Here is a 20710-nt window from a genome sequence, read left to right as displayed (position 1 = left end):
CTTATGCGTCCGTCAGGGCAGAGATCACCAGATCGCAGCTGCGCTGGCCGTAGGCGGTCAGCACTTCGCGGATCAGGGCAAAGTCACGGGCAATCACGGCGGCGAGCAGGCGCTCGAACAACACCAGGTATTCGCTCATCGAGGCCTTGCGCTGGTCGAGGGCGAGGAAATACGCGCGGCTCATGGCCGGCTGCAGGTTCTCGACCGTTTCCTGCAGGTACGGATTGTTGGCGAACGAATACGTGGCGCGCATCACGTTGAAACTGTCGTCGACGAAGCTATGGATGTCCTGGCGCTCGTAGCTGGCGGTCAGGCGCTGCTGGATCTGCACGAATGGCGCGAGGTCGGCCTGGACTTTCCAGCCGGTGGCCACGGCGTTGGCGAGCAGGATGTACATCTCGCTCATCAGCGTGCACAGGCTCTTGACCTTGTGCGCGGTGAGTTCGGTGACGTGGGCGCCACGGCGCGGCAGGATGGCGATCAGGTGCCGGCGCTCGAGAATCAGCAAGGCCTCGCGCACCGAACCGCGGCTGACGTCGAGTGCCTGGGTGACCTTCTGTTCCTGGATGCGCTCTCCGGGCTTCATCTCGCCGCGAATGATGCGTTCGGCGAGGTGATGCGCGATTTGCTCGGCGAGGCTGTCCGGCGCCTTGAACGTCATGGTTGTCCTTCAAACTCTTCGATTTGTACAAGCGGCGCAGTGTAGCGCAATTGATACGTCATGGCGCAGGGCCTGCCCGCTGGTTTTGGCACGATTCAAGCAAAAAGCAGGGTATTGATCGAGGGTCAATAATGAAGAAAAGCGGCGTTAATCGACAAAATGCATTTTCCTGACCTTTAAGTCAGAAAATCATTGACCGGAAAGTCAGACCTGCTAAATTCGGTTCATGTCGGTTAACAACAATAATGAGTCTGCGAGGCCTTCCGTGATCCAGTTTTTACTAAACCAGGAACTCCGTAGCGAGCACGCCCTGGACCCGAACCTGACCGTGCTCAATTATCTGCGCGACCATGTGGGCAAACCCGGCACCAAAGAAGGCTGCGCCAGCGGTGACTGCGGCGCATGCACCGTGGTGGTCGGCGAGTTGCAGACGGATGACGCAGGCCGCGAACACATTCGCTACCGCAGTCTCAACTCGTGCCTGACGTTCGTGTCGTCCCTGCACGGCAAGCAACTGATCAGCGTTGAAGACCTCAAGCACAAGGGCGAATTGCACAGCGTGCAGAAGGCCATGGTCGAGTGCCACGGCTCGCAATGCGGGTTCTGCACCCCGGGTTTCGTGATGTCGTTGTTTGCCCTGCAAAAGAACAGCGACGCACCGGATCAGCACAAGGCCCACGAGGCCCTGGCCGGCAACCTCTGCCGCTGCACCGGCTACCGGCCGATCCTGGAAGCCGCCGAGCAGTCCTGCTGCGGTAAACAACCGGATCAGTTCGATGCCAATGAAGCCCAGACCATCGCCCGGCTCAAGGCTATCGCGCCTACCGACATCGGCGAACTCAACAGTGGCGACAAGCGCTGCCTGGTGCCCTTGACCGTGGCCGACCTGGCCGACCTCTATGACGCTTATCCACAGGCCCGGCTGCTGGCCGGCGGCACCGACCTGGCGCTGGAAGTGACCCAGTTCCACCGCACCCTGCCGGTGATGATCTACGTCGGCAACGTCGCCGAGATGAAGCGCATCGAGCGCTTCGACGACCGCCTGGAAATCGGCGCCGCCACCGCCCTCTCCGACTGCTACGAAGCCCTGAAGGCCGAGTACCCGGACTTCGGCGAACTGCTGCAGCGCTTCGCCTCCTTGCAGATCCGCAACCAGGGCACCTTGGGCGGCAACATCGGCAACGCCTCGCCCATCGGCGACTCGCCTCCGCTGCTGATTGCCCTGGGCGCACAGATTGTCCTGTGCAAGGGCGATACCCGCCGCACCCTGGCCCTGGAAGACTACTTCATCGATTACCGCGTCACCGCGCGCCAGGAAAGCGAGTTCATCGAGAAGATCATCGTGCCGCGTGCCAGCGTCGAGCAACTGTTCCGCGCCTACAAGGTGTCCAAGCGCCTGGACGATGACATCTCTGCAGTGTGCGCGGCGTTCAACCTGCGCCTGGAAAACGGTGTGATCGCCGATGCCCGCGTGGCCTTCGGTGGCATGGCGGCCATTCCAAAACGCGCCAACAGTTGCGAAACCGCGTTGATCGGTGCGCCCTTCAACAACGCCACCGTGGAACGCGCCTGCGCCGCCCTGGCGGACGATTTCACGCCGCTGTCGGACTTCCGCGCCAGCAAGGAATATCGCCTGCTCAGTGCACAGAACCTGCTGCGCAAATACTTCATCGAACTGCAAACGCCGCACATCGAGACTCGGGTGACCGCTTATGTCTAACCATCACGCCGTAGAGAAGACCCAGGCCGAACTGGCTGAACTGTTCGCCAAGGACCTGACCACCGGTGTCGGCCGCAGCGTCAAGCATGACAGCGCCGCCAAGCATGTGTCCGGTGAAGCGCAGTACATCGACGATCGCCTCGAATTTCCCAACCAGTTGCACGTTTATGCACGCTTGTCCGACCGCGCCCACGCGCGGATCATCAGCATCGACACCCAGCCGTGCTACGCCTTCGAAGGCGTGCGCATCGCCATCACCCACGAAGACGTGCCGGGCCTGAAAGACATCGGCCCGCTGCTACCGGGTGACCCGCTGCTGGCCATCGACGACGTGCAGTTCGTCGGCCAGCCGGTGCTCGCCGTCGCCGCGAAGGACCTGGAAACCGCGCGCAAGGCGGCGATGGCCGCGATCATCGAATACGAAGACCTGGAGCCAGTGCTGGACGTGGTCGAAGCCCTGCGCAAGCGTCACTTCGTGCTCGACAGCCACACCCATCAGCGCGGCGATTCGGCCACGGCGCTGGCCACCGCCGAGCACCGCATCCAGGGCACCCTGCACATCGGTGGCCAGGAACACTTCTACCTGGAAACCCAGATCTCCTCGGTAATGCCCACCGAAGACGGCGGCATGATCGTTTATTGCTCGACCCAGAACCCCACTGAAGTGCAGAAGCTGGTGGCCGAAGTGCTGGACGTGTCGATGAACAAGATCGTTGTCGACATGCGCCGCATGGGTGGCGGTTTTGGTGGCAAGGAGACGCAGGCGGCGAGCCCGGCGTGCCTGTGCGCGGTGATCGCGCACCTCACCGGCCAGCCGACCAAGATGCGCCTGCCGCGGGTCGAGGACATGCTGATGACCGGCAAGCGTCATCCGTTCTATGTCGAGTACGACGTCGGCTTTGACCGCACCGGGCGCCTGCATGGCATCGCCCTGGATCTGGCCGGCAACTGCGGCTGCTCGCCGGACCTGTCGGCGTCGATCGTCGACCGGGCGATGTTCCACTCCGATAACTCGTATTACCTGGGCGACGCGACCATCAACGGTCACCGCTGCAAGACCAACACCGCCTCGAACACCGCTTACCGTGGCTTCGGCGGCCCGCAAGGCATGGTCGCCATCGAAGAAGTGATGGACGCCATCGCCCGGCACCTGGCCCTCGACCCGCTGACGGTGCGCAAGGCCAACTACTACGGCAAGACCGAGCGCAACGTCACCCACTACTACCAGACCGTCGAGCACAACATGCTCGAAGAGATGACCGCCGAACTGGAAGCCAGCAGCCAGTACGCCGAGCGCCGCGAAGCGATCCGTCGCTACAACGCCAACAGCCCGGTCCTGAAAAAAGGCCTGGCGCTGACCCCGGTGAAATTCGGCATTTCCTTCACCGCCAGCTTCCTCAACCAGGCCGGCGCCCTGGTGCACGTCTACACCGACGGCAGCATCCACCTGAACCATGGCGGCACCGAGATGGGCCAGGGCCTGAACACCAAGGTCGCGCAGGTGGTGGCCGAGGTGTTCCAGGTGGAAATGGACCGTGTGCAGATCACTGCGACCAACACCGACAAGGTGCCAAATACCTCGCCGACCGCGGCGTCCAGCGGCGCTGACCTGAACGGCAAGGCGGCGCAGAATGCCGCCGAGACCATCAAGCAACGCCTGGTCGAATTTGCCGCTCGCCAGTACAAGGTCAGCGAAGAAGACGTTGAGTTCCATAACGGCCATGTGCGGGTTCGCGATCACATCCTGACCTTCGAAGCGCTGATCCAGCAGGCGTATTTCGCCCAGGTGTCGCTGTCGAGTACCGGGTTCTACAAGACCCCGAAAATCTACTACGACCGCAGCCAGGCCCGTGGGCGCCCGTTCTATTACTTCGCCTTCGGCGCCGCCTGCTGCGAGGTGATCATCGACACCTTGACCGGCGAGTACAAGATGCTGCGCACCGACATCCTCCACGACGTCGGCGCCTCGCTGAACCCGGCCATCGACATCGGCCAGGTCGAGGGCGGTTTCATCCAGGGCATGGGTTGGCTGACTATGGAAGAGCTGGTGTGGAACAACAAGGGCAAGCTGATGACCAACGGCCCGGCCAGCTACAAGATCCCGGCCGTGGCCGACATGCCGCTGGACCTGCGGGTCAAGCTGGTGGAAAACCGCAAGAACCCGGAAGACACGGTGTTCCATTCCAAGGCCGTGGGCGAGCCGCCGTTCATGCTCGGCATCGCCGCGTGGTGCGCGATCAAGGATGCCGTGGCCAGTCTGGGCGACTACAAGCATCAACCGAAAATCGACGCACCGGCGACGCCGGAGCGGGTGTTGTGGGGCTGTGAGCAGATGCGCCAGTTGAAGGCGGCGAAGGCTGTCGAGGCTGAGACCGAGTTGGCTTCGCTCTAGACCGAGGTGCGGCCTTCGCGAGCAGGCTCGCTCCCACATTTGGAATGCATTCCCTGTGGGAGCGAGCCTGCTCGCGAAGAGGCCGGAACAGACAACAGAGATGTTGAGGTGTTTATGTACAACTGGATCGACGCCCTCGCCGACCTGCAAAACCAGGGCGAACCCTGTGTGTTGGTGACCATCATCGAAGAGCTCGGCTCGACGCCGCGCAATGCCGGTTCGAAGATGGTCATCAGCGCCCACCAAGCGTTCGACACCATCGGTGGCGGGCACCTGGAATACAAGGCCATGCACATCGCCCGCGAGATGCTCGCCAGCGGCAAGCAGGACACCCATCTCGAACGCTTCAGCCTCGGCGCCAGCCTGGGCCAGTGCTGCGGTGGCGCGACCGTGCTGCTGTTCGAACCGATGGGCCAGGTCCAGGCGCAGATCGCTGTGTTCGGCGCCGGCCACGTCGGCCGCGCACTGGTGCCGCTGCTGGCCAGCCTGCCCTGCCGGGTGCGCTGGATCGACTCGCGCGAAGACGAATTTCCGCAGCAGATCCCCCACGGCGTGCGCAAGATCGTCAGCGAAGAACCGGTGGACGAAATCGACGACCTGCCCGTCGGTAGCTACTGCATCGTCATGACCCACAACCATCAGCTCGACCTCGAGCTCACCGCCGCGATCCTCAAGCGCAACGACTTCGCCTACTTCGGCCTGATCGGCTCGAAGACCAAACGGGTGAAGTTCGAACACCGCCTGCGCGACCGCGGTTTCGACAGCAGCGTCGTGCAACGCATGCGCTGTCCGATGGGCATCGGCGAAGTCAAAGGCAAATTGCCTGTGGAAATCGCCGTCTCCATCGCCGGCGAAATCATCGCCACCTATAACGCCAATTTCGGCCAGCAAACCTCCAGCGCCGAACCGATTGCCAAGCTGCTGCCCGTTTCACGCCGCAGTCAGGCGACAAAATTGAAAGCTTCCAATTGATGAGCTTCATAAATAGAGAACAACCATGCCTCTGACTCGCAAAGCCTACCGCGCCGCCATTCTGCACAGCATCGCCGACCCTGCCGAAGTCGGGATCGAAGCCTCGTACGAATATTTCGAGGACGGCTTGCTGGTGATCGATAACGGCAAGATCAGCGCCCTCGGCCATGCCAGTGAACTGTTGCCAACCCTGCCGGCCGATATCGAGATCAACCATTACCAGGATGCGCTGATCACCCCCGGCTTCATCGACACCCACATCCACCTGCCGCAAACCGGTATGGTCGGCGCCTATGGCGAGCAACTGCTGGACTGGCTCAACACTTACACCTTCCCCTGCGAAAGCCAATTCGCCGACAAGGCCCACGCCGACCAGGTCGCGGACATCTTCATCAAGGAACTGCTGCGCAACGGCACCACCACCGCGCTGGTGTTCGGCAGCGTGCATCCGCAATCGGTGAATTCGTTCTTCGAAGCCGCCGAGCAGTTGGACCTGCGCATGATCGCCGGCAAGGTCATGATGGACCGCAACGCCCCGGACTACCTGACCGACACCGCCGAATCCAGCTACCTGGACAGCAAGGCGCTGATCGAGCGCTGGCACGGCAAGGGCCGCCTGCACTATGCGGTCACCCCGCGCTTTGCACCGACCAGCACCCCGGAACAGCTGACCCTGGCCGGTCAGTTGCTGACCGAATACCCGGATCTGTACATGCAGACCCACATCAGCGAAAACCTCAAGGAAATCGAGTGGGTCAAGGCACTCTTCCCGGAGCGCAAGGGCTACCTCGACGTCTACGATCACTACCAGTTGCTCGGCGAGCGCTCGGTGTTCGCCCATGGCGTGCACTTGTGCGACGACGAGTGCGCGCGACTGGCAGAAACCGGTTCGGCCATCTCGTTCTGCCCGACTTCGAACTTCTTCCTCGGCAGCGGCCTGTTCAACCTGCCGATGGCCGAGAAGCACAAGCTCAATGTCGGCATCGGCACCGATGTCGGTGGCGGCACCAGTTTCTCCCTGCTGCAAACCCTCAACGAAGCCTACAAGGTCATGCAACTGCAAGGTGCGCGCCTGAGCCCGTTCAAGTCGCTGTACCTGGCCACCCTCGGCGGCGCCCGTGCGCTGCGCCTGGAAGACAAGATCGGCAACCTGCAGCCGGGCACCGACGCCGACTTCCTGGTGCTGGACTACAACGCCACGCCGCTACTGAGCTATCGCCTGCAGCAGGCCAATAACATCGCCGAGACGTTGTTTGTGCTGATGACGCTGGGGGATGACCGGACGGTGTTGCAGACTTATGCGGCGGGGAACCTGGTGCATCAGCGCTGAGTTTTCGCCGGGCATAAAAAATCCCCCGCAATCGTTAGGTTCCGGGGGATTTTTGTGTCTTTGCGTCCTGATTCGCGACCAAGTCCGCTCGCACATTTGATGTGTGCCGTTCACAACCCCCCTGTGGGAGCGGGCTTGCTCGCGAATCAGGCGGTGCGGTCCATCAGATTTTCGCCGGCGACCGCCCTGGCTTCTTGGTCTGCAGCAAATGCGAGAACACCGCGTGCAGATCATCCGACGCACTTTCCTCATCCAGGTTGAGTTTGCTGTCGATGTGATCCATGTGATGCATCATCAGGTTCACCGCCAGTTCCGCGTCGCGCTTTTCAATGGCGTCGATCAACTGGGTGTGCTCGTCGTAGGAGCAGTGGGAACGGTTGCCGCTTTCGTACTGGGCAATGATCAGCGAAGTCTGGGACACCAGGCTGCGCTGGAAGCTGATCAGCGGGGCATTTTTCGCCGCTTCGGCCAGTTTCAGGTGAAATTCGCCCGACAGGCGGATGCCGGCGCCACGGTCCCCACGGGAAAAACTGTCGCGCTCGTCGTTGACCATCTGCCGCAACTCGGCAATTTGTTCGGCAGTGGCGTGCTCGACCGCAAGCTCGGTGATCGCCCGTTCCACCAGACGCCGGGCCATGAACACCTGGCGCGCCTCTTCGACGCTCGGGCTGGCAACCACGGCGCCGCGATTCGGGCGCAGCAACACCACGCTTTCATGGGCCAGGCGCGACAGCGCGCGGCGAATGATGGTGCGGCTGACCCCGAAAATCTCCCCCAGCGCTTCTTCGCTCAACTTGGTGCCGGGCGCCAGGCGCTGTTCGAGGATGGCCTCGAAGATATGCGCGTAGACAATATCGTCCTGGGTTCCGCTGCGGCCGGCTTTGCCTGCTCGCGGCTGTTTCTTTAGGGGTTGCAACTGTTCGTTCATGGGCACTCGAGTCGGGAGAACTGCGGCGAATTGACGGTGACTGTAATACGGCACAGTGGGTCGCTGGCAAGTATCGCGTAAAAATCACTGCGATTGTACACAATGGTTAGTGGCAACACGACTGTACGGCTGTTTGTCACATCCGCTGTATCGCAACGATCCATTACGTTTGAGTTTAGGCTTGTTCGCAGAATCCGCCTTTGTACGCAATCCCTGTGGGAGCGGGCTTGCTCGCGAAGAGGGTGTGTCAGCAGACATTAATGTAGCTGAAACACCGCATTCGCGAGCAAGCCCGCTCCCACAGGGGTCCAGTGTTACAGCGGACATCTTCATACGTAAAAGGAACACCACCGTCATGAACGACGCCACGCATACCCAACTGCGCCCATTGGCCGACACATCACCCTCAGCCATCGTCGCCGGGTTCATCGCCATGATGACCGGGTACACCAGTTCCCTGGTGCTGATGTTCCAGGCCGGGCAAGCGGCAGGTCTGTCCAGCGGGCAGATTTCGTCGTGGATATGGGCCATTTCCATCGGCATGGCGGTGTGCTCGATTGGCCTGTCCCTGCGCTATCGCACCCCCATCACCATTGCCTGGTCCACCCCGGGCGCGGCCTTGCTGATCACCAGCCTGGGGGGCGTGACCTACGGCGAAGCCATCGGCGCCTATATTACCTGCGCAGTATTGGTGACGATTTGCGGGTTGACCGGCAGTTTCGAACGCCTGGTGAAAAATATTCCGGCGTCCCTGGCGGCGGCATTGCTGGCGGGGATCCTGTTCAAGATCGGCAGCGAGATTTTCGTTGCGGCCCAGCATCGCACTGCGCTGGTGCTGGGCATGTTCTTGACCTACCTGGTGGTCAAGCGCCTGTCGCCGCGTTATGCCGTACTGGGCGCCTTGCTGATCGGCACGGCCTTGTCCGGCTTGATGGGGCTGCTGGACTTCAGCGCGTTCCACCTGGAAGTGGCCACCCCTGTCTGGACTACGCCGCATTTCTCCCTCGCCGCAACCATCAGCATCGGCATCCCGTTGTTCGTGGTCGCGATGACTTCACAAAACATGCCGGGCATTGCCGTACTCCGCGCCGACGGCTACAACGTGCCGGCCTCGCCATTGATCACCACCACGGGCATCGCCTCGTTGTTGCTGGCGCCCTTCGGTTCCCACGGGATCAACCTGGCGGCTATCAGCGCGGCGATCTGTACCGGGCCACATGCCCATGAGGATCGCAACAAACGTTATACGGCGGCGGTCTGGTGCGGGATTTTCTATGGCATTGCCGGTGTGTTCGGCGCGACGCTGGCAGCCTTGTTTGCCGCACTGCCCAAGGAACTGGTGCTGTCGATTGCCGCCCTGGCGTTGTTCGGCTCGATCATCAACGGCCTGAGCATCGCCATGAGCGAAGCGAAGGAGCGTGAAGCGGCGCTGATCACCTTCATGGTCACGGCATCGGGGCTGACGCTGTTTTCCATCGGTTCGGCGTTCTGGGGGATTGTCGCGGGGGTGGTGACGCTGGTAATTCTGAATTGGCGCAAGGCTTGAGGCCGGCAAAGCTTCGCTGGCAAGCCAACTCCTACAAAAAGCGGGCAAAAAAACGGCGACCCTCGGGTCGCCGTTTTTTTCAGAACATCATGCTACCGGATTGATCGGCTTTTCCGGGTACCAGACGTCCAGCAGCGGGCTGACTTCAACGCTGGTCAGCTCGGTGCGGCCTTTGAGCCAGGCTTCAACGGCGGCGCGTTGTTCTGCGCTGACCGAGCCACGCTTGATCAGGCAAACCAGACCGTAGTCATCACCGCCGACATAGCCCAGACCGTTGGCTTCCATGGCTTCTTTGAGGAACGCCTCGAGGAAGGCATCAATGGCTTCTTCGGACAGATTTTCCTTGAAATCCAGGTTCAGTTCGAAACCCAGCTCTTGAAATTCATCAACGCACAGTTTTTTGCGCAGACGCTGGGAGCGGTTAGTCGCCATTGGAACAATCCTCTTAAGTAATAACGGGCCGCACTTTAGCAGTTTAAGCCGCCAATTGCCCGACTCTCTGGGCCGCGACGCCTACCGTCGGTAAAAAATAGCCCATTAGTGGGCCCGTGCACGGCACAAGCCGTGGCACCTTGGGGCATAATGCCGACACTTTCATGACCACTGAGGGAATTTATCTTCATGCCCTCATCTTTTTTTCCCCTCGGCTGTAGGGTTTTATCTACATGATCAAATCGTTGCGTCCATTGCTCCTGGCCGGCCTGCTTTTCCCCCTGGCCCTCCCCGTTTCCGCTGACCCGATCAATACCAGCCTGTCGCCCAATGTCGAAAAAGCCCTCAAGGCCAGCAAGTTGCAGGACAACGCCCTGTCGCTGGTGATGATTCCGCTCAACGGCCCCGGCACCCCGACCATTTTCAACGCCGACGTCTCGGTCAACCCGGCGTCGACCATGAAGCTGGTCACCACCTATGCGGCCCTGGAAATGCTCGGCCCCAATCACCAGTGGAAAACCGAGTTCTATACCGATGGCACCCTCAACGGCGGCATCCTCAACGGCAACCTCTACCTCAAGGGCGGCGGCGATCCGAAGCTGAACATGGAAAAACTCTGGCTGCTGATGCGCGACCTGCGCGCCAACGGCGTGACCCAGGTCACCGGTGACCTGGTGCTGGACAAGAATTTCTTCGTGCCGCCGCAACTGCCTGAATTCAACGACGACGGCAACGACGAGAACAAGCCGTTCCTGGTCAAGCCCGATGCGCTGCTGGTCAACCTCAAGGCCCTGCGCTTCGTCGCGCGCAATGACTCGGGCAAAGTGCTGGTCTCGGTGGAACCGCCAATCGCCAGCATCCGCATCGACAACCAGGTCAAGGCCATCAATTCCAAGCAATGCACCGGCGGCGTGCGCTACAACCCGGTACCCCAGGCCGATGGCAGTGTGACCGTGACGGTCGGCGGCCAGTTGGGCGAAGGCTGCAGCTCGCAGACTTACCTGTCGTTGCTGGACCATGCCACCTACACCGCCGGCGCCGTGCGCGCGATCTGGAAAGAACTGGGCGGCAGTATCCAGGGCAGGGATGTGCTGGCGCCAACGCCAAAGGACGCCAAGGTGCTGGCGCGGGCGTTCTCGCCGGACCTGGCGGAAATCATCCGCGACATCAACAAATACAGTAACAACACCATGGCCCAGCAACTGTTCCTGAGCCTGGGCCAGAAGTACCGCACCGATGCCGACGCCGACGACGCCAAGGCCGCCCAGCGCGTGGTGCGTCAGTGGCTGGCGAAGAAAGGCATCACCGCGCCACACCTGGTGATGGAGAACGGCTCCGGCCTGTCCCGTGCCGAACGCGTCAGTGCCCGGGAAATGGCTTCGATGCTGCAAGCCGCCTGGCGCAGCCCTTACGCCGCCGAGTACATCAGCTCGATGCCGATCGCCGGCACCGACGGCACCATGCGCAAACGCCTGAAGACTACCGCCATGCGCGGTGAAGCCCACGTCAAGACCGGCACCCTGAACACCGTGCGGGCAATTGCCGGTTTCAGTCGCGACGTCAACGGCAACACCTGGGCGGTGGTAGCGATCCTCAACGACAAGGCACCGTTTGGTGCATCGTCGGTGCTCGACCAGGTGCTGCTGGACCTGTATCGCCAGCCGAAACTGGCGCAGACCGCTTCGGTGTTGTAACAGGCGTACACAAAACGATCTTTGTAGGAGCCGGCTTGCGGGCTCCTACAGATCGTGTGTGGGCCGGATCAGTTCATCTCCCCCTGCACCCGATCCCGCCCCTCCTGCTTCGCCACATATACCCCCGAGTCCGCCCGCAACAACAGCGCATCAGCGCCCTCGCCATCGCGCCAGCTGGCAATACCGAAACTGGCTGTAACGACACCCACTTCATCGATCGGCGCGCTGCGCAGGCTTTGCCACAGCTCCAGCGCCAGCAGATGAGCCTGCTCGCCACCGATGTCCGGGCAAAGGACCATGAACTCCTCACCGCCCAGGCGGCAGAACACATCCGTGCGCCGCAGCCGATGGCCAACGCGTTCGCACACGGCCTGCAACACCCGATCACCCACGGCATGGCCGTACTGGTCGTTGATGCGCTTGAAGTGGTCGATGTCGAGCATGATCACCGACAGGTCGCCACCACCCCGTTCCACCCGGGCCATCTCGGTGGTCAGGCGCTCCTGGAAATACCGGCGGTTGTGAATACCGGTCAGGGAGTCGGTGACCGACAGCGCGCGCAGTTCTTCTTCCACGCGCTTGGTGTCGGTAATGTCCGAGATATAGCCATGCCAGAGTACGCCACCGCCAGGCAGTTCTTCCGGGGTCGCCTCACCGCGGACCCAGCGCAGACCGCGCTGGGGCAATTGCACGCGGTATTCCTCGCGCCAATGGCTGAGGGTTTCGGCCGAGGCCCGGATAGAGGCACGCACGCGCGTAGTATCCTGAGGATGAATCCGCGTGAAGATCGCTTCGGCGTTGAGCAGCAACACATCGGGCTCCAGCTCATAGATCTCGCGGATGCCGTCGCTGGCGTAGATCACGCTGAAACGCCCGTCGAACTCCATCTTGAACTGGTAGATCCCTCCGGGCACATGGGCACTGAGCTTCTTCAGCAACAGGTCCCGTGCAGCCAGGGCCTCATGCACACGCTTGCGTTCGGTGATGTCGATGCAGATCGCCAGGTGCCCAACCCACAGGCCCTGCTCATCGAAGACAGGAGTCGCCAGCATGTTGACGATCAGATGCCTGCCATCGCACCGCACCAGCGTCCACTCCCGCCCCTCATGGCCGCCCTCCACACGCCCCTCGACCAGCATCGCATGGCAAGTCGGTACCGGCTTGCCGTAACGCGCGCTCAGTTCTGCCGAGCGTATCGCGAGCTCCCGGGGCAAGTGCAGGTTTTCCAGGGTCATACGCCCTACCACTTCGGCGACGGTATAACCGAGCATCTGTTCAGCGCCGGCATTGAAGGTGCTGATAACCCCGCGCAGGTCCGTGGCGATGATGGCAACCTGGGTCGCGGCATCCAGCACCCCGCGCAACTGGCCATGGGTGCCGCGCAGCTCCTGCTCGCGGGCGCGCAGTTCCTCGGTCCTTTGCTCGACCATTTTCAGCGCCCGTTGCCGCTGACTGACCAGTACATAGAGCAAGGCGCTGAGCAACACGCTGAGCAGGCCTCCGAGCACGACCAGCGTGGTCACTGAAGAGTGATTGGCCTTGAGGAAAGCCTCGCTGGGCTGGATGTCGACCTGATAATCGTGATCGGCCAGGCGTAACAGGCGCGTCGCAGACAAGTCGCTGGCCGCCGCCGGGTTGGGCGACTGAAACAGCACCTCATGCTGCTCATCGACGGACAGGTCGAGAATGCGCACCGAGAGATAATCACGCCCCGCCTCCGGCAACCCGTCCGCCAGCAACTGACGCATGCTGATCACCGCCATCACATAACCGAACGGTTTGCTCGTGGCGTCGGCGGCGCCACTGCGCAGCATGACCGGGGCCACCAAGAGTACGCCTCGCGCATAAGCCGGCTCGATATTGACCAGGTGCATCGGTTGCGACACGGCCATGCCCCGGCGTTGATCGGCCCGCTCCAGCGCGGCGCGGCGCAACGGCTGGGCCAGCAAGTCATAGCCCAGCGGCGCGCCGAGGTTGCTTTGAGTCTGGCTGTACAGCACCGCCACGTACTCATCCCGCTCACCGGCCAATCGCAGCTGCCCATCGGCACTCAGTTCGCGCAGAGTGAACTCATCCAGGCCCTCCTCGCGCGCCCGACGCTCGAACGCTGGCCGCTGGTCTCGGGTGACCCGTTCGGCGAACGAGTACGCCTGGGTCCGGTGCAACAGGGGTTGGGTGTAGCCGTCGAATTCCGCGCGGGAGACCGCATCGGAGTTGGCAAAGAACCGACGCAGGCCATCGAGGCGCTGCTCCTGATCCTGGAAACGTTCTTCGATACGGCTGTAGCGTTCGCTGGCCAGCAACTGGAAGCGTTGCCGCAATTGATGGTGAAACAGGTTAAGCGTCGACCAGGCGAGCATCGCCGTGAGAATCCCGCCGACGAGCAAGACCATGAGCGCGATCAGCCCGGCCGAGACATCTTCTCTGAAAAAACCCAGGATCTTGGGGCGCACGGCGTGCAACGACATAGACGCAACTCAGAACGCCATGTGCGGGAAAGCCCATTGGCCATGAGTTGAGTTATAGCTATTAGCCACTAATTTGACCAGTACCGTAGGAGCGAGCCTGCTCGCGATGGTCGTCAACGATAACGCTGAAAACCTGACGCCCCGCGGCGCTCTCAGGTTCATCGCGAGCAAGCTCGCTCCTACAGTGGGCCAGACCCGTGGATCATTCAGCGAGCAGTGATTTTCCACGCGCGATGGATCTTGGCGTTACGGGAAAAGTCCGCATCGATGGTCTGGGCGGTGATCTCTTCGATCGCGTAGCGCTCGCTCAGGTTGGGCTCGAGCTCGAACTTGCGGAAGTTGTTGGAGAAGTACAACACCCCGCCCGGTGCCAGGCGCGCCATGGCCAGGTCGATCAGTTGCACCTGGTCACGTTGCACGTCGAAGATCCCTTCCATGCGCTTGGAGTTGGAGAAGGTCGGCGGGTCGATGAAAATCAGGTCGTACTCTTCACGACAGGCTTCCAGCCAAACCATCACATCACTCTGCTCCAGGCGGTTCTTGTCGGAGAAACCGTTCAGCGACAGGTTGCGACGCGCCCAGTCCAGGTAGGTTTTCGACAGGTCGACGCTGGTGGTACTGCGCGCGCCGCCCTTGGCCGCATGGACACTGGCGGTGGCGGTGTAGCAGTACAGATTGAGGAAACGCTTGCCCTCGGCCTCTTTCTGGATACGCATGCGCATCGGCCGGTGGTCGAGGAACAACCCGGTATCGAGGTAATCGGTGAGGTTGACCAGCAGCTTCACCCCGCCTTCGTTGACCTCGACGAACTTGCCTTGGGCTGCCTGGCGTTCGTACTGTTTAGTACCGCTCTGACGCTCGCGGCGCTTGACCACCACGCGGCTCTTGTCGACGTTCAGGGCCTGGGGGATCGCCGCCAGGGCGTCGAACATGCGCGCCGAGGCCTTCTCCGGATCAATGGATTTCGGTGCGGCGTATTCCTGGACGTGGACCCAGTCGTGGTACAGGTCGATGGCCATGGAGTATTCCGGCATGTCGGCATCGTAGACGCGATAGCAGTCGATGCCTTCACGCTTGACCCACTTGCCCAGCGCCTTGAGGTTTTTCTGCAGGCGGTTGGCAAACATCTGCCCGCCTTCGCTCAGGCGTGGCTGCTCGATCACTGGCGCCGGGGCCGGCGTCGGTTTGATCGGGTTGCCGTTCTTGTTGTACTGGCGCTCTTGCGGCTCACTCGGCGCCTGATCGTAGGCCGCCTGTTCACGCTCGGCCTGACGCTGTTCCGGAGTACGCCGTTCGCCGGTGACGAATTGATCCGGCAACACCTTGATCAGCAACAGCTTGCACGGCAAGGCGCCGTTCCAGAACGAATACTGTTTGTGGCTGCGGATACCCATGCGCTTGCCCAGGTCCGGAGCGCCGGTAAACACTGCGGCTTCCCAGTTGAGGCAGGCCTGACGCAGGCGTTCACCGAGGTTCTGGTAGAGGTAGAGCAAGCTCGCCTCGTCGCCCAGGCGCTCGCCGTACGGTGGGTTGCAGATCACCAGGCCTTTCTGGTTCTGGTCCGGACGCGGCTCGAAGGTCGCGACTTCGCCTTGATAGATCTTGATCCACTCGCTCAGGCCGGCACGTTCGACGTTGTTGCGACCCGGCTGGATCAGGCGCGGATCGGCTTCGTAACCGCGAATCCACAACGGTGGCTTGGCCAGGCCGGCCGCCGCACGTTCACTGGCTTCTTCATGGAGTTTTTTCCACAACGCCGGCACATGGCCGAGCCAGGCGGTGAAACCCCATTGCTCGCGGCGCAGGTTCGGCGCGATGTCGGCAGCGATCATCGCCGCTTCGACCAGAAAGGTGCCCACCCCGCACATCGGGTCAGCCAGGGCGCCACCTTCCGCTGCAATACGCGGCCAGCCGGAACGGATCAGGATCGCCGCTGCCAGGTTTTCCTTCAGCGGTGCCGCACCTTGCTGCAGGCGATAGCCGCGCTGGTGCAGGCTATGGCCGGACAGGTCGAGCGAAAGGATCGCTTCACCGCGATCCAGGCGCAGATGGATGCGCAGGTCCGGGTTGAGCTTGTCGATGGACGGACGATCGCCCTGCGGGGTGCGCAGTTTGTCGACGATGGCGTCCTTGACCTTCAAGGCGCCGAAGTGGGTGTTGTCGATGCCTGAGCCGTGACCGCTGAATTCGACGGCCAGGGTGCCGTCATTGAGCATATGGTCTTGCCACTCGATGTCCAGCACGCCGTGGTACAGGTCTTCGGCGTCTTTCATCGGGAAACGCTTGAGTACCAGCAGTACCCGGTTGGCCAGGCGCGACCACAGGCACAGACGGTAAGCGGTTTCCATGGTGGCCATGCCACGCACGGCAGACGTGTGCTCACGCGCTTCCTCAAGGCCAAGCCCGACGGCTTCCTCGATGAGCAGGCCTTCAAGGCCTTTAGGGCAAGTGAGGAAGAGTTCGAAACGATCGGACATGAGAATTCGGAGCCTTTGCTGAGTGGACCGGCAACGCATTGCCGGACCGGTTTTCAATCAGGCGCTTTTCTCGAAGAGCGCCCGCGTGGCACGAAGGTGTGCCGTTCCACCCTTGCTGCCCGGGTTAAATGAGCTTAGATGCAAGGACAGATAAAAAAGTTGATGCAACAAAATGACATAAGTCGACCCTTCGTCGAATAGTCCGTCCCGGCAACGGGAGGCATTCTCAGCAAAGGATTAACCTGATCATCCAACGCAGGGCCGATCATACCGGGGTTTGATCAATAAAGACGCCACAAACATCATGTTACTTAGTGCCATACCACCTTAACGGTTACGTCCTTATGACAAAACGATCATTCCCTCGATGTGACGCATTGGTTAGAACTCAACACAGGTTGGCGCCGCAATGACGTCAACACCTTGGCTCGTCACGCCGGCAACGAGCCCCCAACGGCAGAGTTTTTTCTGCCAGACCTCGATTGAGGTCGACGCGATAAATACAGTCAACAAGTGAGGGCAACACCCTATGAGAAGACTTAAGCGTGATCCGTTGGAAAGAGCATTTTTGCGCGGATATCAATATGGCGTTGGTGGTAAATCCCGTGAGCTTTGCCCATTTACTCTACCGTCGGTACGCCAAGCCTGGATTAACGGCTGGCGAGAAGGACGCGGCGACAACTGGGACGGTATGACCGGCACTGCGGGAATCCACAGACTCAACGAACTTCACGCCGTCGGCTAACACAGGGCAGACACTCCGACACACAATCTGATTATGTAGCGAATTAACCACGCACGTCCCATCCGGACGGCGGGCTACGGCCCAGGGGCTCCTTTAAAGGGGCCCTTTTTTATGCCTGTAATTCGAGACCCGGCTTGCTGGCGATGGCGTCCTTGAGATCGTCATCGCCGGCAAGCCGGCTCTTACAGGGATCAGCGCAGGGCAGCGATGGCGTCAACCGACTCGCGGATGAGCGCCGGGCCCTTGTAGATAAAGCCGGAGTAGATCTGCACCAGGCTTGCACCGGCGTTGATCTTCTCGGCGGCGTGTTTGCCTTCGGTGATGCCACCCGCTGCGATGATCGGCAAGCGGCCACCCAGCTCCGAAGCCAGAACCTTCACGGTGTGGGTGCTCTTGTCACGCACCGGTGCACCGGACAGACCACCCGCCTCGTCACCATGCTCCATGCCTTCCACGCCCACGCGGCTCAGGGTGGTATTGGTGGCGATGACCGCGTCCATTCCGGTTTCGATCAACGCCTGTGCAACCTGAGCGGTTTCTTCGTCGGTCATGTCCGGCGCAATCTTGATCGCCAGCGGCACGTGCCTGCCGTGGCGCAGCGCCAGCTCGGCCCGACGCGTGGCGAGGTCCGCCAGCAGTTGCTTGAGCGAGTCACCGAACTGCAGGCTGCGCAGGCCCGGGGTATTGGGCGAGCTGACGTTGACCGTCACATAGCTGGCATGGGCGTAGACCTTGTCCAGGCAGATCAGGTAGTCGTCGACCGCGCGCTCGACCGGGGTGTCGAAGTTCTTGCCGATATTGATGCCCAGCACGCCCTTGTACTTGGCCGCTGCCACGCGGGCCAGCAGGTGATCGACGCCCAGGTTGTTGAAGCCCATGCGGTTGATGATCGCCTCGGCCTCCGGCAGACGGAACAGGCGCGGCTTCGGATTGCCCGGTTGCGGGCGCGGGGTAATGGTGCCGATTTCGACAAAACCAAAACCCAGTTGCGCAAAGCCGTCGATGGCGGCGCCATTCTTGTCCAGGCCGGCGGCCAGGCCCACCGGGTTCGGGAACTCCAGGCCCATGACATTCACCGGCAGTCTTGCCGGGGCCTTGCACAGCAAACCGTTGAGCCCCAGGCGTCCGCCCGCACCGATCAAGTCCAGGGACAGATCGTGAGAGGTTTCCGGGGAAAGTTTGAACAACAGCTGACGGGCCAGGGTGTACATGGGCGGGCTTGACTCGATTGGCGGCGAAATGAGGCGGCGATTATACCCGCGCATCGGGGTCGCAAGCGAGGCGCGCGACAAAATCAGCGGGCGCTGGCATATGCCTTGCACCAGCACAGGCATCAGCACGCAGGCCAACGGCGGAATGCGTGTCAGGACAATGGCGTCGTCAGCCGGCCCTGCTCATAAGGGATCCGGGACGACGTTTTTTTTTGGAAGGTGCGAAATCGATGAACGAACCCTCAACCGGCCCCCTGGCCTGGGTCAATGGCAGCGATGCCCCGGAAAAGACCGAAATCAACCTCGGCTTCATGGCCCTGAGCGACTGCGCTTCGGTCGTGGTCGCCGCCACCCAGGGCTTCGCCCAGCCCTACGGACTGACCTTGAACCTCAAGCGCCAATCGTCCTGGGCCAACCTGCGGGACAAACTGGTCAGCGGTGAACTCGATGCCGCCCACAGCCTCTACGGCCTGATCTATGCGGTACACCTGGGCATTGGCGGCGTGGCCTCCACCCCTATGGCGGTGCTCATGGGCCTGAACCAGAACGGCCAGAGCATCAATCTCTCCCACGGCTTGCAGGCCGCTGGCGTGACCAGTCCTGAAGCACTGGACCGTCACGTGCACCAAAGTCGCCCAAAACTGACCTTCGCCCAGACCTTTCCGACCGGCACCCATGCCATGTGGCTTTATTACTGGCTGGCCAGCCAGGGCATTCATCCGTTGCACGACGTCGACAGCGTGGTGGTGCCGCCACCGCAAATGGTCGCGCACCTGCAAGCCGGGCGCATCGACGGCTTCTGCGTCGGCGAGCCCTGGGCGGACAGTGCGGTGAAGCAGAACCTCGGGTTTACGATGGCCACGTCCCAGTCCATCTGGCCCGATCACCCGGAAAAAGTCCTCGGCTGTACGCGCGCCTTCGTCGAGCAATACCCCAACACCGCCCGGGCGCTGGTGATGGCCATCCTCGAAGCCAGCCGCTTCATTGACGACAGCACCGAGAATCGCCGCAGTACCGCGCAATTGCTCAGCGCGCCGCAGTACCTCGATGCGCCGCTGGCGTGCATTGAACCGAGGCTGCTGGGTAACTACGACGACGGCCTGGGCAACCAATGGCAAGATGCGCACGCGCTGCGCTTCCATGGAGAGGGCGCGATCAACCTGCCCTACCTGTCCGATGGCATGTGGTTCATGACCCAGTTTCGTCGCTGGGGCCTGCTGCGCGACGACCCCGATTACCTTGCCGTAGCCCGCCAGGTGCAACAACTAGACTTATACCGTGAAGCCGCCAGCGCCGTCGGTGTCGCCGCCCCACGCAATGAGATGCGCAGCAGCCAGTTGATTGACGGCAAGGTCTGGGACGGTTTGGACCCGGCCGGTTATGCGCGCAGCTTCAAGCTGCACGCCTTGAACGACAGCTCGCCACTTCTCGCCAGCCGCTGACAGGAGACTGCGAACATGCTGCGTATCCTGCTGATCAACGACACTGCAAAAAAAGTCGGACGCTTGAAGGCTGCCCTCACCGAGGCCGGTTTCGAGGTCATCGACGAATCCGGGCTGACCATCGACTTGCCCGAACGCGTCGAAACGGTGCGCCCGGACGTGATCCTGATCGATACCGAGTCACCGAGCCGAGATGTCATGGAGCAAGTGGTACTGGTCAGCCGCGACCAGCCACGGCCGATCGTGATGTTTACCGACGAACACGATCCCGATGTGATGCGCCAGGCGATCAAGTCCGGGGTCAGCGCCTACATCGTCGAAGGCATCCACGCGCAACGCCTGCAACCCATTCTTGACGTGGCCATGGCGCGCTTCGAAAGCGACCAGGCCTTGCGCGCCCAACTGCACGCCCGCGACCAGCAACTGGCCGAGCGCAAGCGCATCGAACTGGCCAAGGGGCTGCTGATGAAGATGAAGGACTGCAACGAAGAAGAGGCCTACACCCTCATGCGTCGCCAGGCGATGAGCCGCCAGCAGAAGCTGATCCAGGTGGCGGAGCAGATCATTGCCATGAGCGAATTGCTTGGGTGAGTTTCGTGGTGCCTTTGAAGGCCTTTTCGCGAGCAGGCTCGCTCCCACATGAATGGCATTCCCCTGTGGGAGCGAGCCTGCTCGCGAATGGCCGCAACTCG

15 protein-coding genes and 1 pseudogene are annotated in these 20710 nt (G+C 61.6%); 10 read left to right on the top strand and 6 right to left on the bottom strand.

The window, feature by feature from the left end; genetic code table 11:
• Position 1 precedes the first annotated feature (1 nt).
• On the bottom strand, positions 2 to 661 hold the full coding sequence (locus BKX96_RS23435; protein ID WP_046816201.1) for a GntR family transcriptional regulator: 660 nt from the start codon (positions 659 to 661) through the stop codon (positions 2 to 4).
• Positions 662 to 926: 265 nt separating this feature from the next.
• Here BKX96_RS23435 and xdhA point away from each other — a divergent pair, with 265 nt between their 5' ends.
• The 4 genes from xdhA (at position 927) to guaD (ending at position 7075) form a co-directional block, all read left to right on the top strand.
• Positions 927 to 2381, top strand: a complete 1455-nt coding sequence (gene xdhA / locus BKX96_RS23430; protein WP_046816200.1) for a xanthine dehydrogenase small subunit — start codon at positions 927 to 929, stop codon at positions 2379 to 2381.
• Positions 2374 to 4773: a xanthine dehydrogenase molybdopterin binding subunit gene (xdhB, locus tag BKX96_RS23425; RefSeq protein ID WP_077185577.1), complete on the top strand. Its 2400-nt coding sequence runs from the start codon at positions 2374 to 2376 to the stop codon at positions 4771 to 4773. The genes xdhA and xdhB overlap by 8 nt, the downstream gene beginning before the upstream one ends.
• Before the next feature lie 114 nt (positions 4774 to 4887).
• On the top strand, positions 4888 to 5745 hold the full coding sequence (xdhC, locus tag BKX96_RS23420; RefSeq protein ID WP_046816198.1) for a xanthine dehydrogenase accessory protein XdhC: 858 nt from the start codon (positions 4888 to 4890) through the stop codon (positions 5743 to 5745).
• Between the two features lie 25 nt (positions 5746 to 5770).
• A complete protein-coding gene (guaD, locus tag BKX96_RS23415; protein WP_046816197.1) occupies positions 5771 to 7075 on the top strand; it encodes a guanine deaminase in 1305 nt (434 codons plus the stop codon).
• A gap of 163 nt (positions 7076 to 7238) precedes the next feature.
• On the opposite strand, the gene BKX96_RS23410 is transcribed toward guaD, so the two are convergent.
• A complete protein-coding gene (locus tag BKX96_RS23410; protein ID WP_046816196.1) occupies positions 7239 to 8003 on the bottom strand; it encodes a GntR family transcriptional regulator in 765 nt (254 codons plus the stop codon).
• Positions 8004 to 8358: 355 nt separating this feature from the next.
• On the opposite strand from BKX96_RS23410, the gene BKX96_RS23405 reads away from it, so the two are divergent.
• Positions 8359 to 9549 (top strand): benzoate/H(+) symporter BenE family transporter, encoded by a 1191-nt coding sequence (locus BKX96_RS23405; RefSeq protein WP_077185576.1) that lies wholly within the window; start codon positions 8359 to 8361, stop codon positions 9547 to 9549.
• 87 nt (positions 9550 to 9636) lie between these two features.
• Here BKX96_RS23405 and BKX96_RS23400 read toward each other — a convergent pair whose 3' ends face one another.
• Positions 9637 to 9981: a YggL family protein gene (locus BKX96_RS23400; protein WP_077185575.1), complete on the bottom strand. Its 345-nt coding sequence runs from the start codon at positions 9979 to 9981 to the stop codon at positions 9637 to 9639.
• A gap of 233 nt (positions 9982 to 10214) precedes the next feature.
• On the opposite strand from BKX96_RS23400, the gene dacB reads away from it, so the two are divergent.
• Positions 10215 to 11675 carry a D-alanyl-D-alanine carboxypeptidase/D-alanyl-D-alanine endopeptidase gene (dacB, locus tag BKX96_RS23395; RefSeq protein ID WP_046816194.1) on the top strand — a complete coding sequence of 487 codons (1461 nt, stop codon included), beginning with the start codon at positions 10215 to 10217 and terminating at the stop codon, positions 11673 to 11675.
• Between the two features lie 68 nt (positions 11676 to 11743).
• Here the strand turns inward: dacB and BKX96_RS23390 are convergent, their stop codons facing one another.
• Positions 11744 to 14143 carry a sensor domain-containing diguanylate cyclase gene (locus tag BKX96_RS23390; protein ID WP_046816193.1) on the bottom strand — a complete coding sequence of 800 codons (2400 nt, stop codon included), beginning with the start codon at positions 14141 to 14143 and terminating at the stop codon, positions 11744 to 11746.
• 106 nt (positions 14144 to 14249) lie between these two features.
• Here BKX96_RS23390 and BKX96_RS33285 point away from each other — a divergent pair.
• A pseudogene (locus BKX96_RS33285) lies at positions 14250 to 14330 on the top strand (outer membrane lipoprotein carrier protein LolA); the annotation flags it as partial.
• Positions 14331 to 14349: 19 nt separating this feature from the next.
• On the opposite strand, the gene rlmKL reads toward BKX96_RS33285, so the two are convergent.
• Complete coding sequence (rlmKL, locus tag BKX96_RS23385; protein ID WP_046816192.1) at positions 14350 to 16620, bottom strand: bifunctional 23S rRNA (guanine(2069)-N(7))-methyltransferase RlmK/23S rRNA (guanine(2445)-N(2))-methyltransferase RlmL; 2271 nt, start codon at positions 16618 to 16620, stop codon at positions 14350 to 14352.
• A gap of 529 nt (positions 16621 to 17149) precedes the next feature.
• On the opposite strand from rlmKL, the gene rmf reads away from it, so the two are divergent.
• Entirely contained in the window at positions 17150 to 17365 is a 216-nt protein-coding gene (gene rmf / locus BKX96_RS23375; RefSeq protein ID WP_003223300.1) for a ribosome modulation factor, read from the top strand.
• A gap of 191 nt (positions 17366 to 17556) precedes the next feature.
• On the opposite strand, the gene BKX96_RS23370 is transcribed toward rmf, so the two are convergent.
• Positions 17557 to 18576 (bottom strand): quinone-dependent dihydroorotate dehydrogenase, encoded by a 1020-nt coding sequence (locus BKX96_RS23370; protein WP_077185604.1) that lies wholly within the window; start codon positions 18574 to 18576, stop codon positions 17557 to 17559.
• A 230-nt stretch (positions 18577 to 18806) separates the two neighbouring features.
• Between BKX96_RS23370 and BKX96_RS23365 the strand changes: the two genes are divergently transcribed.
• Positions 18807 to 20018, top strand: coding sequence for a CmpA/NrtA family ABC transporter substrate-binding protein (locus BKX96_RS23365; protein WP_046816191.1), 1212 nt, complete (start codon positions 18807 to 18809; stop codon positions 20016 to 20018).
• A gap of 15 nt (positions 20019 to 20033) precedes the next feature.
• The gene (locus BKX96_RS23360; protein ID WP_008056396.1) at positions 20034 to 20609 is read left to right on the top strand and encodes an ANTAR domain-containing response regulator; all 576 of its coding nucleotides are present in this window, start codon (positions 20034 to 20036) and stop codon (positions 20607 to 20609) included.
• The last annotated feature ends 101 nt before the right edge of the window (positions 20610 to 20710 follow it).

The sequence above is a fragment of the Pseudomonas putida genome (assembly GCF_001976065.1).
GTDB lineage: Bacteria > Pseudomonadota > Gammaproteobacteria > Pseudomonadales > Pseudomonadaceae > Aquipseudomonas > Aquipseudomonas serbica.
The sequence above is the reverse complement of the archived record's forward strand: the minus strand, read 5'-3'. Positions and strand labels throughout refer to the sequence as shown.

What these genes read in the sequence shown, in the direction of transcription:
- BKX96_RS23435 (WP_046816201.1), bottom strand. Translation starts at nt 661, where the DNA reads ATGACGTTCAAGGCGCCGGACAGCCTCGCCGAGCAAATCGCGCATCAC.
- xdhB (WP_077185577.1), top strand. Translation starts at nt 2,374, where the DNA reads ATGTCTAACCATCACGCCGTAGAGAAGACCCAGGCCGAACTGGCTGAA.
- xdhC (WP_046816198.1), top strand. Translation starts at nt 4,888, where the DNA reads ATGTACAACTGGATCGACGCCCTCGCCGACCTGCAAAACCAGGGCGAA.
- guaD (WP_046816197.1), top strand. Translation starts at nt 5,771, where the DNA reads ATGCCTCTGACTCGCAAAGCCTACCGCGCCGCCATTCTGCACAGCATC.
- BKX96_RS23410 (WP_046816196.1), bottom strand. Translation starts at nt 8,003, where the DNA reads ATGAACGAACAGTTGCAACCCCTAAAGAAACAGCCGCGAGCAGGCAAA.
- BKX96_RS23405 (WP_077185576.1), top strand. Translation starts at nt 8,359, where the DNA reads ATGAACGACGCCACGCATACCCAACTGCGCCCATTGGCCGACACATCA.
- BKX96_RS23400 (WP_077185575.1), bottom strand. Translation starts at nt 9,981, where the DNA reads ATGGCGACTAACCGCTCCCAGCGTCTGCGCAAAAAACTGTGCGTTGAT.
- dacB (WP_046816194.1), top strand. Translation starts at nt 10,215, where the DNA reads ATGATCAAATCGTTGCGTCCATTGCTCCTGGCCGGCCTGCTTTTCCCC.
- BKX96_RS23390 (WP_046816193.1), bottom strand. Translation starts at nt 14,143, where the DNA reads ATGTCGTTGCACGCCGTGCGCCCCAAGATCCTGGGTTTTTTCAGAGAA.
- rlmKL (WP_046816192.1), bottom strand. Translation starts at nt 16,620, where the DNA reads ATGTCCGATCGTTTCGAACTCTTCCTCACTTGCCCTAAAGGCCTTGAA.
- rmf (WP_003223300.1), top strand. Translation starts at nt 17,150, where the DNA reads ATGAGAAGACTTAAGCGTGATCCGTTGGAAAGAGCATTTTTGCGCGGA.
- BKX96_RS23370 (WP_077185604.1), bottom strand. Translation starts at nt 18,576, where the DNA reads ATGTACACCCTGGCCCGTCAGCTGTTGTTCAAACTTTCCCCGGAAACC.
- BKX96_RS23365 (WP_046816191.1), top strand. Translation starts at nt 18,807, where the DNA reads ATGAACGAACCCTCAACCGGCCCCCTGGCCTGGGTCAATGGCAGCGAT.
- BKX96_RS23360 (WP_008056396.1), top strand. Translation starts at nt 20,034, where the DNA reads ATGCTGCGTATCCTGCTGATCAACGACACTGCAAAAAAAGTCGGACGC.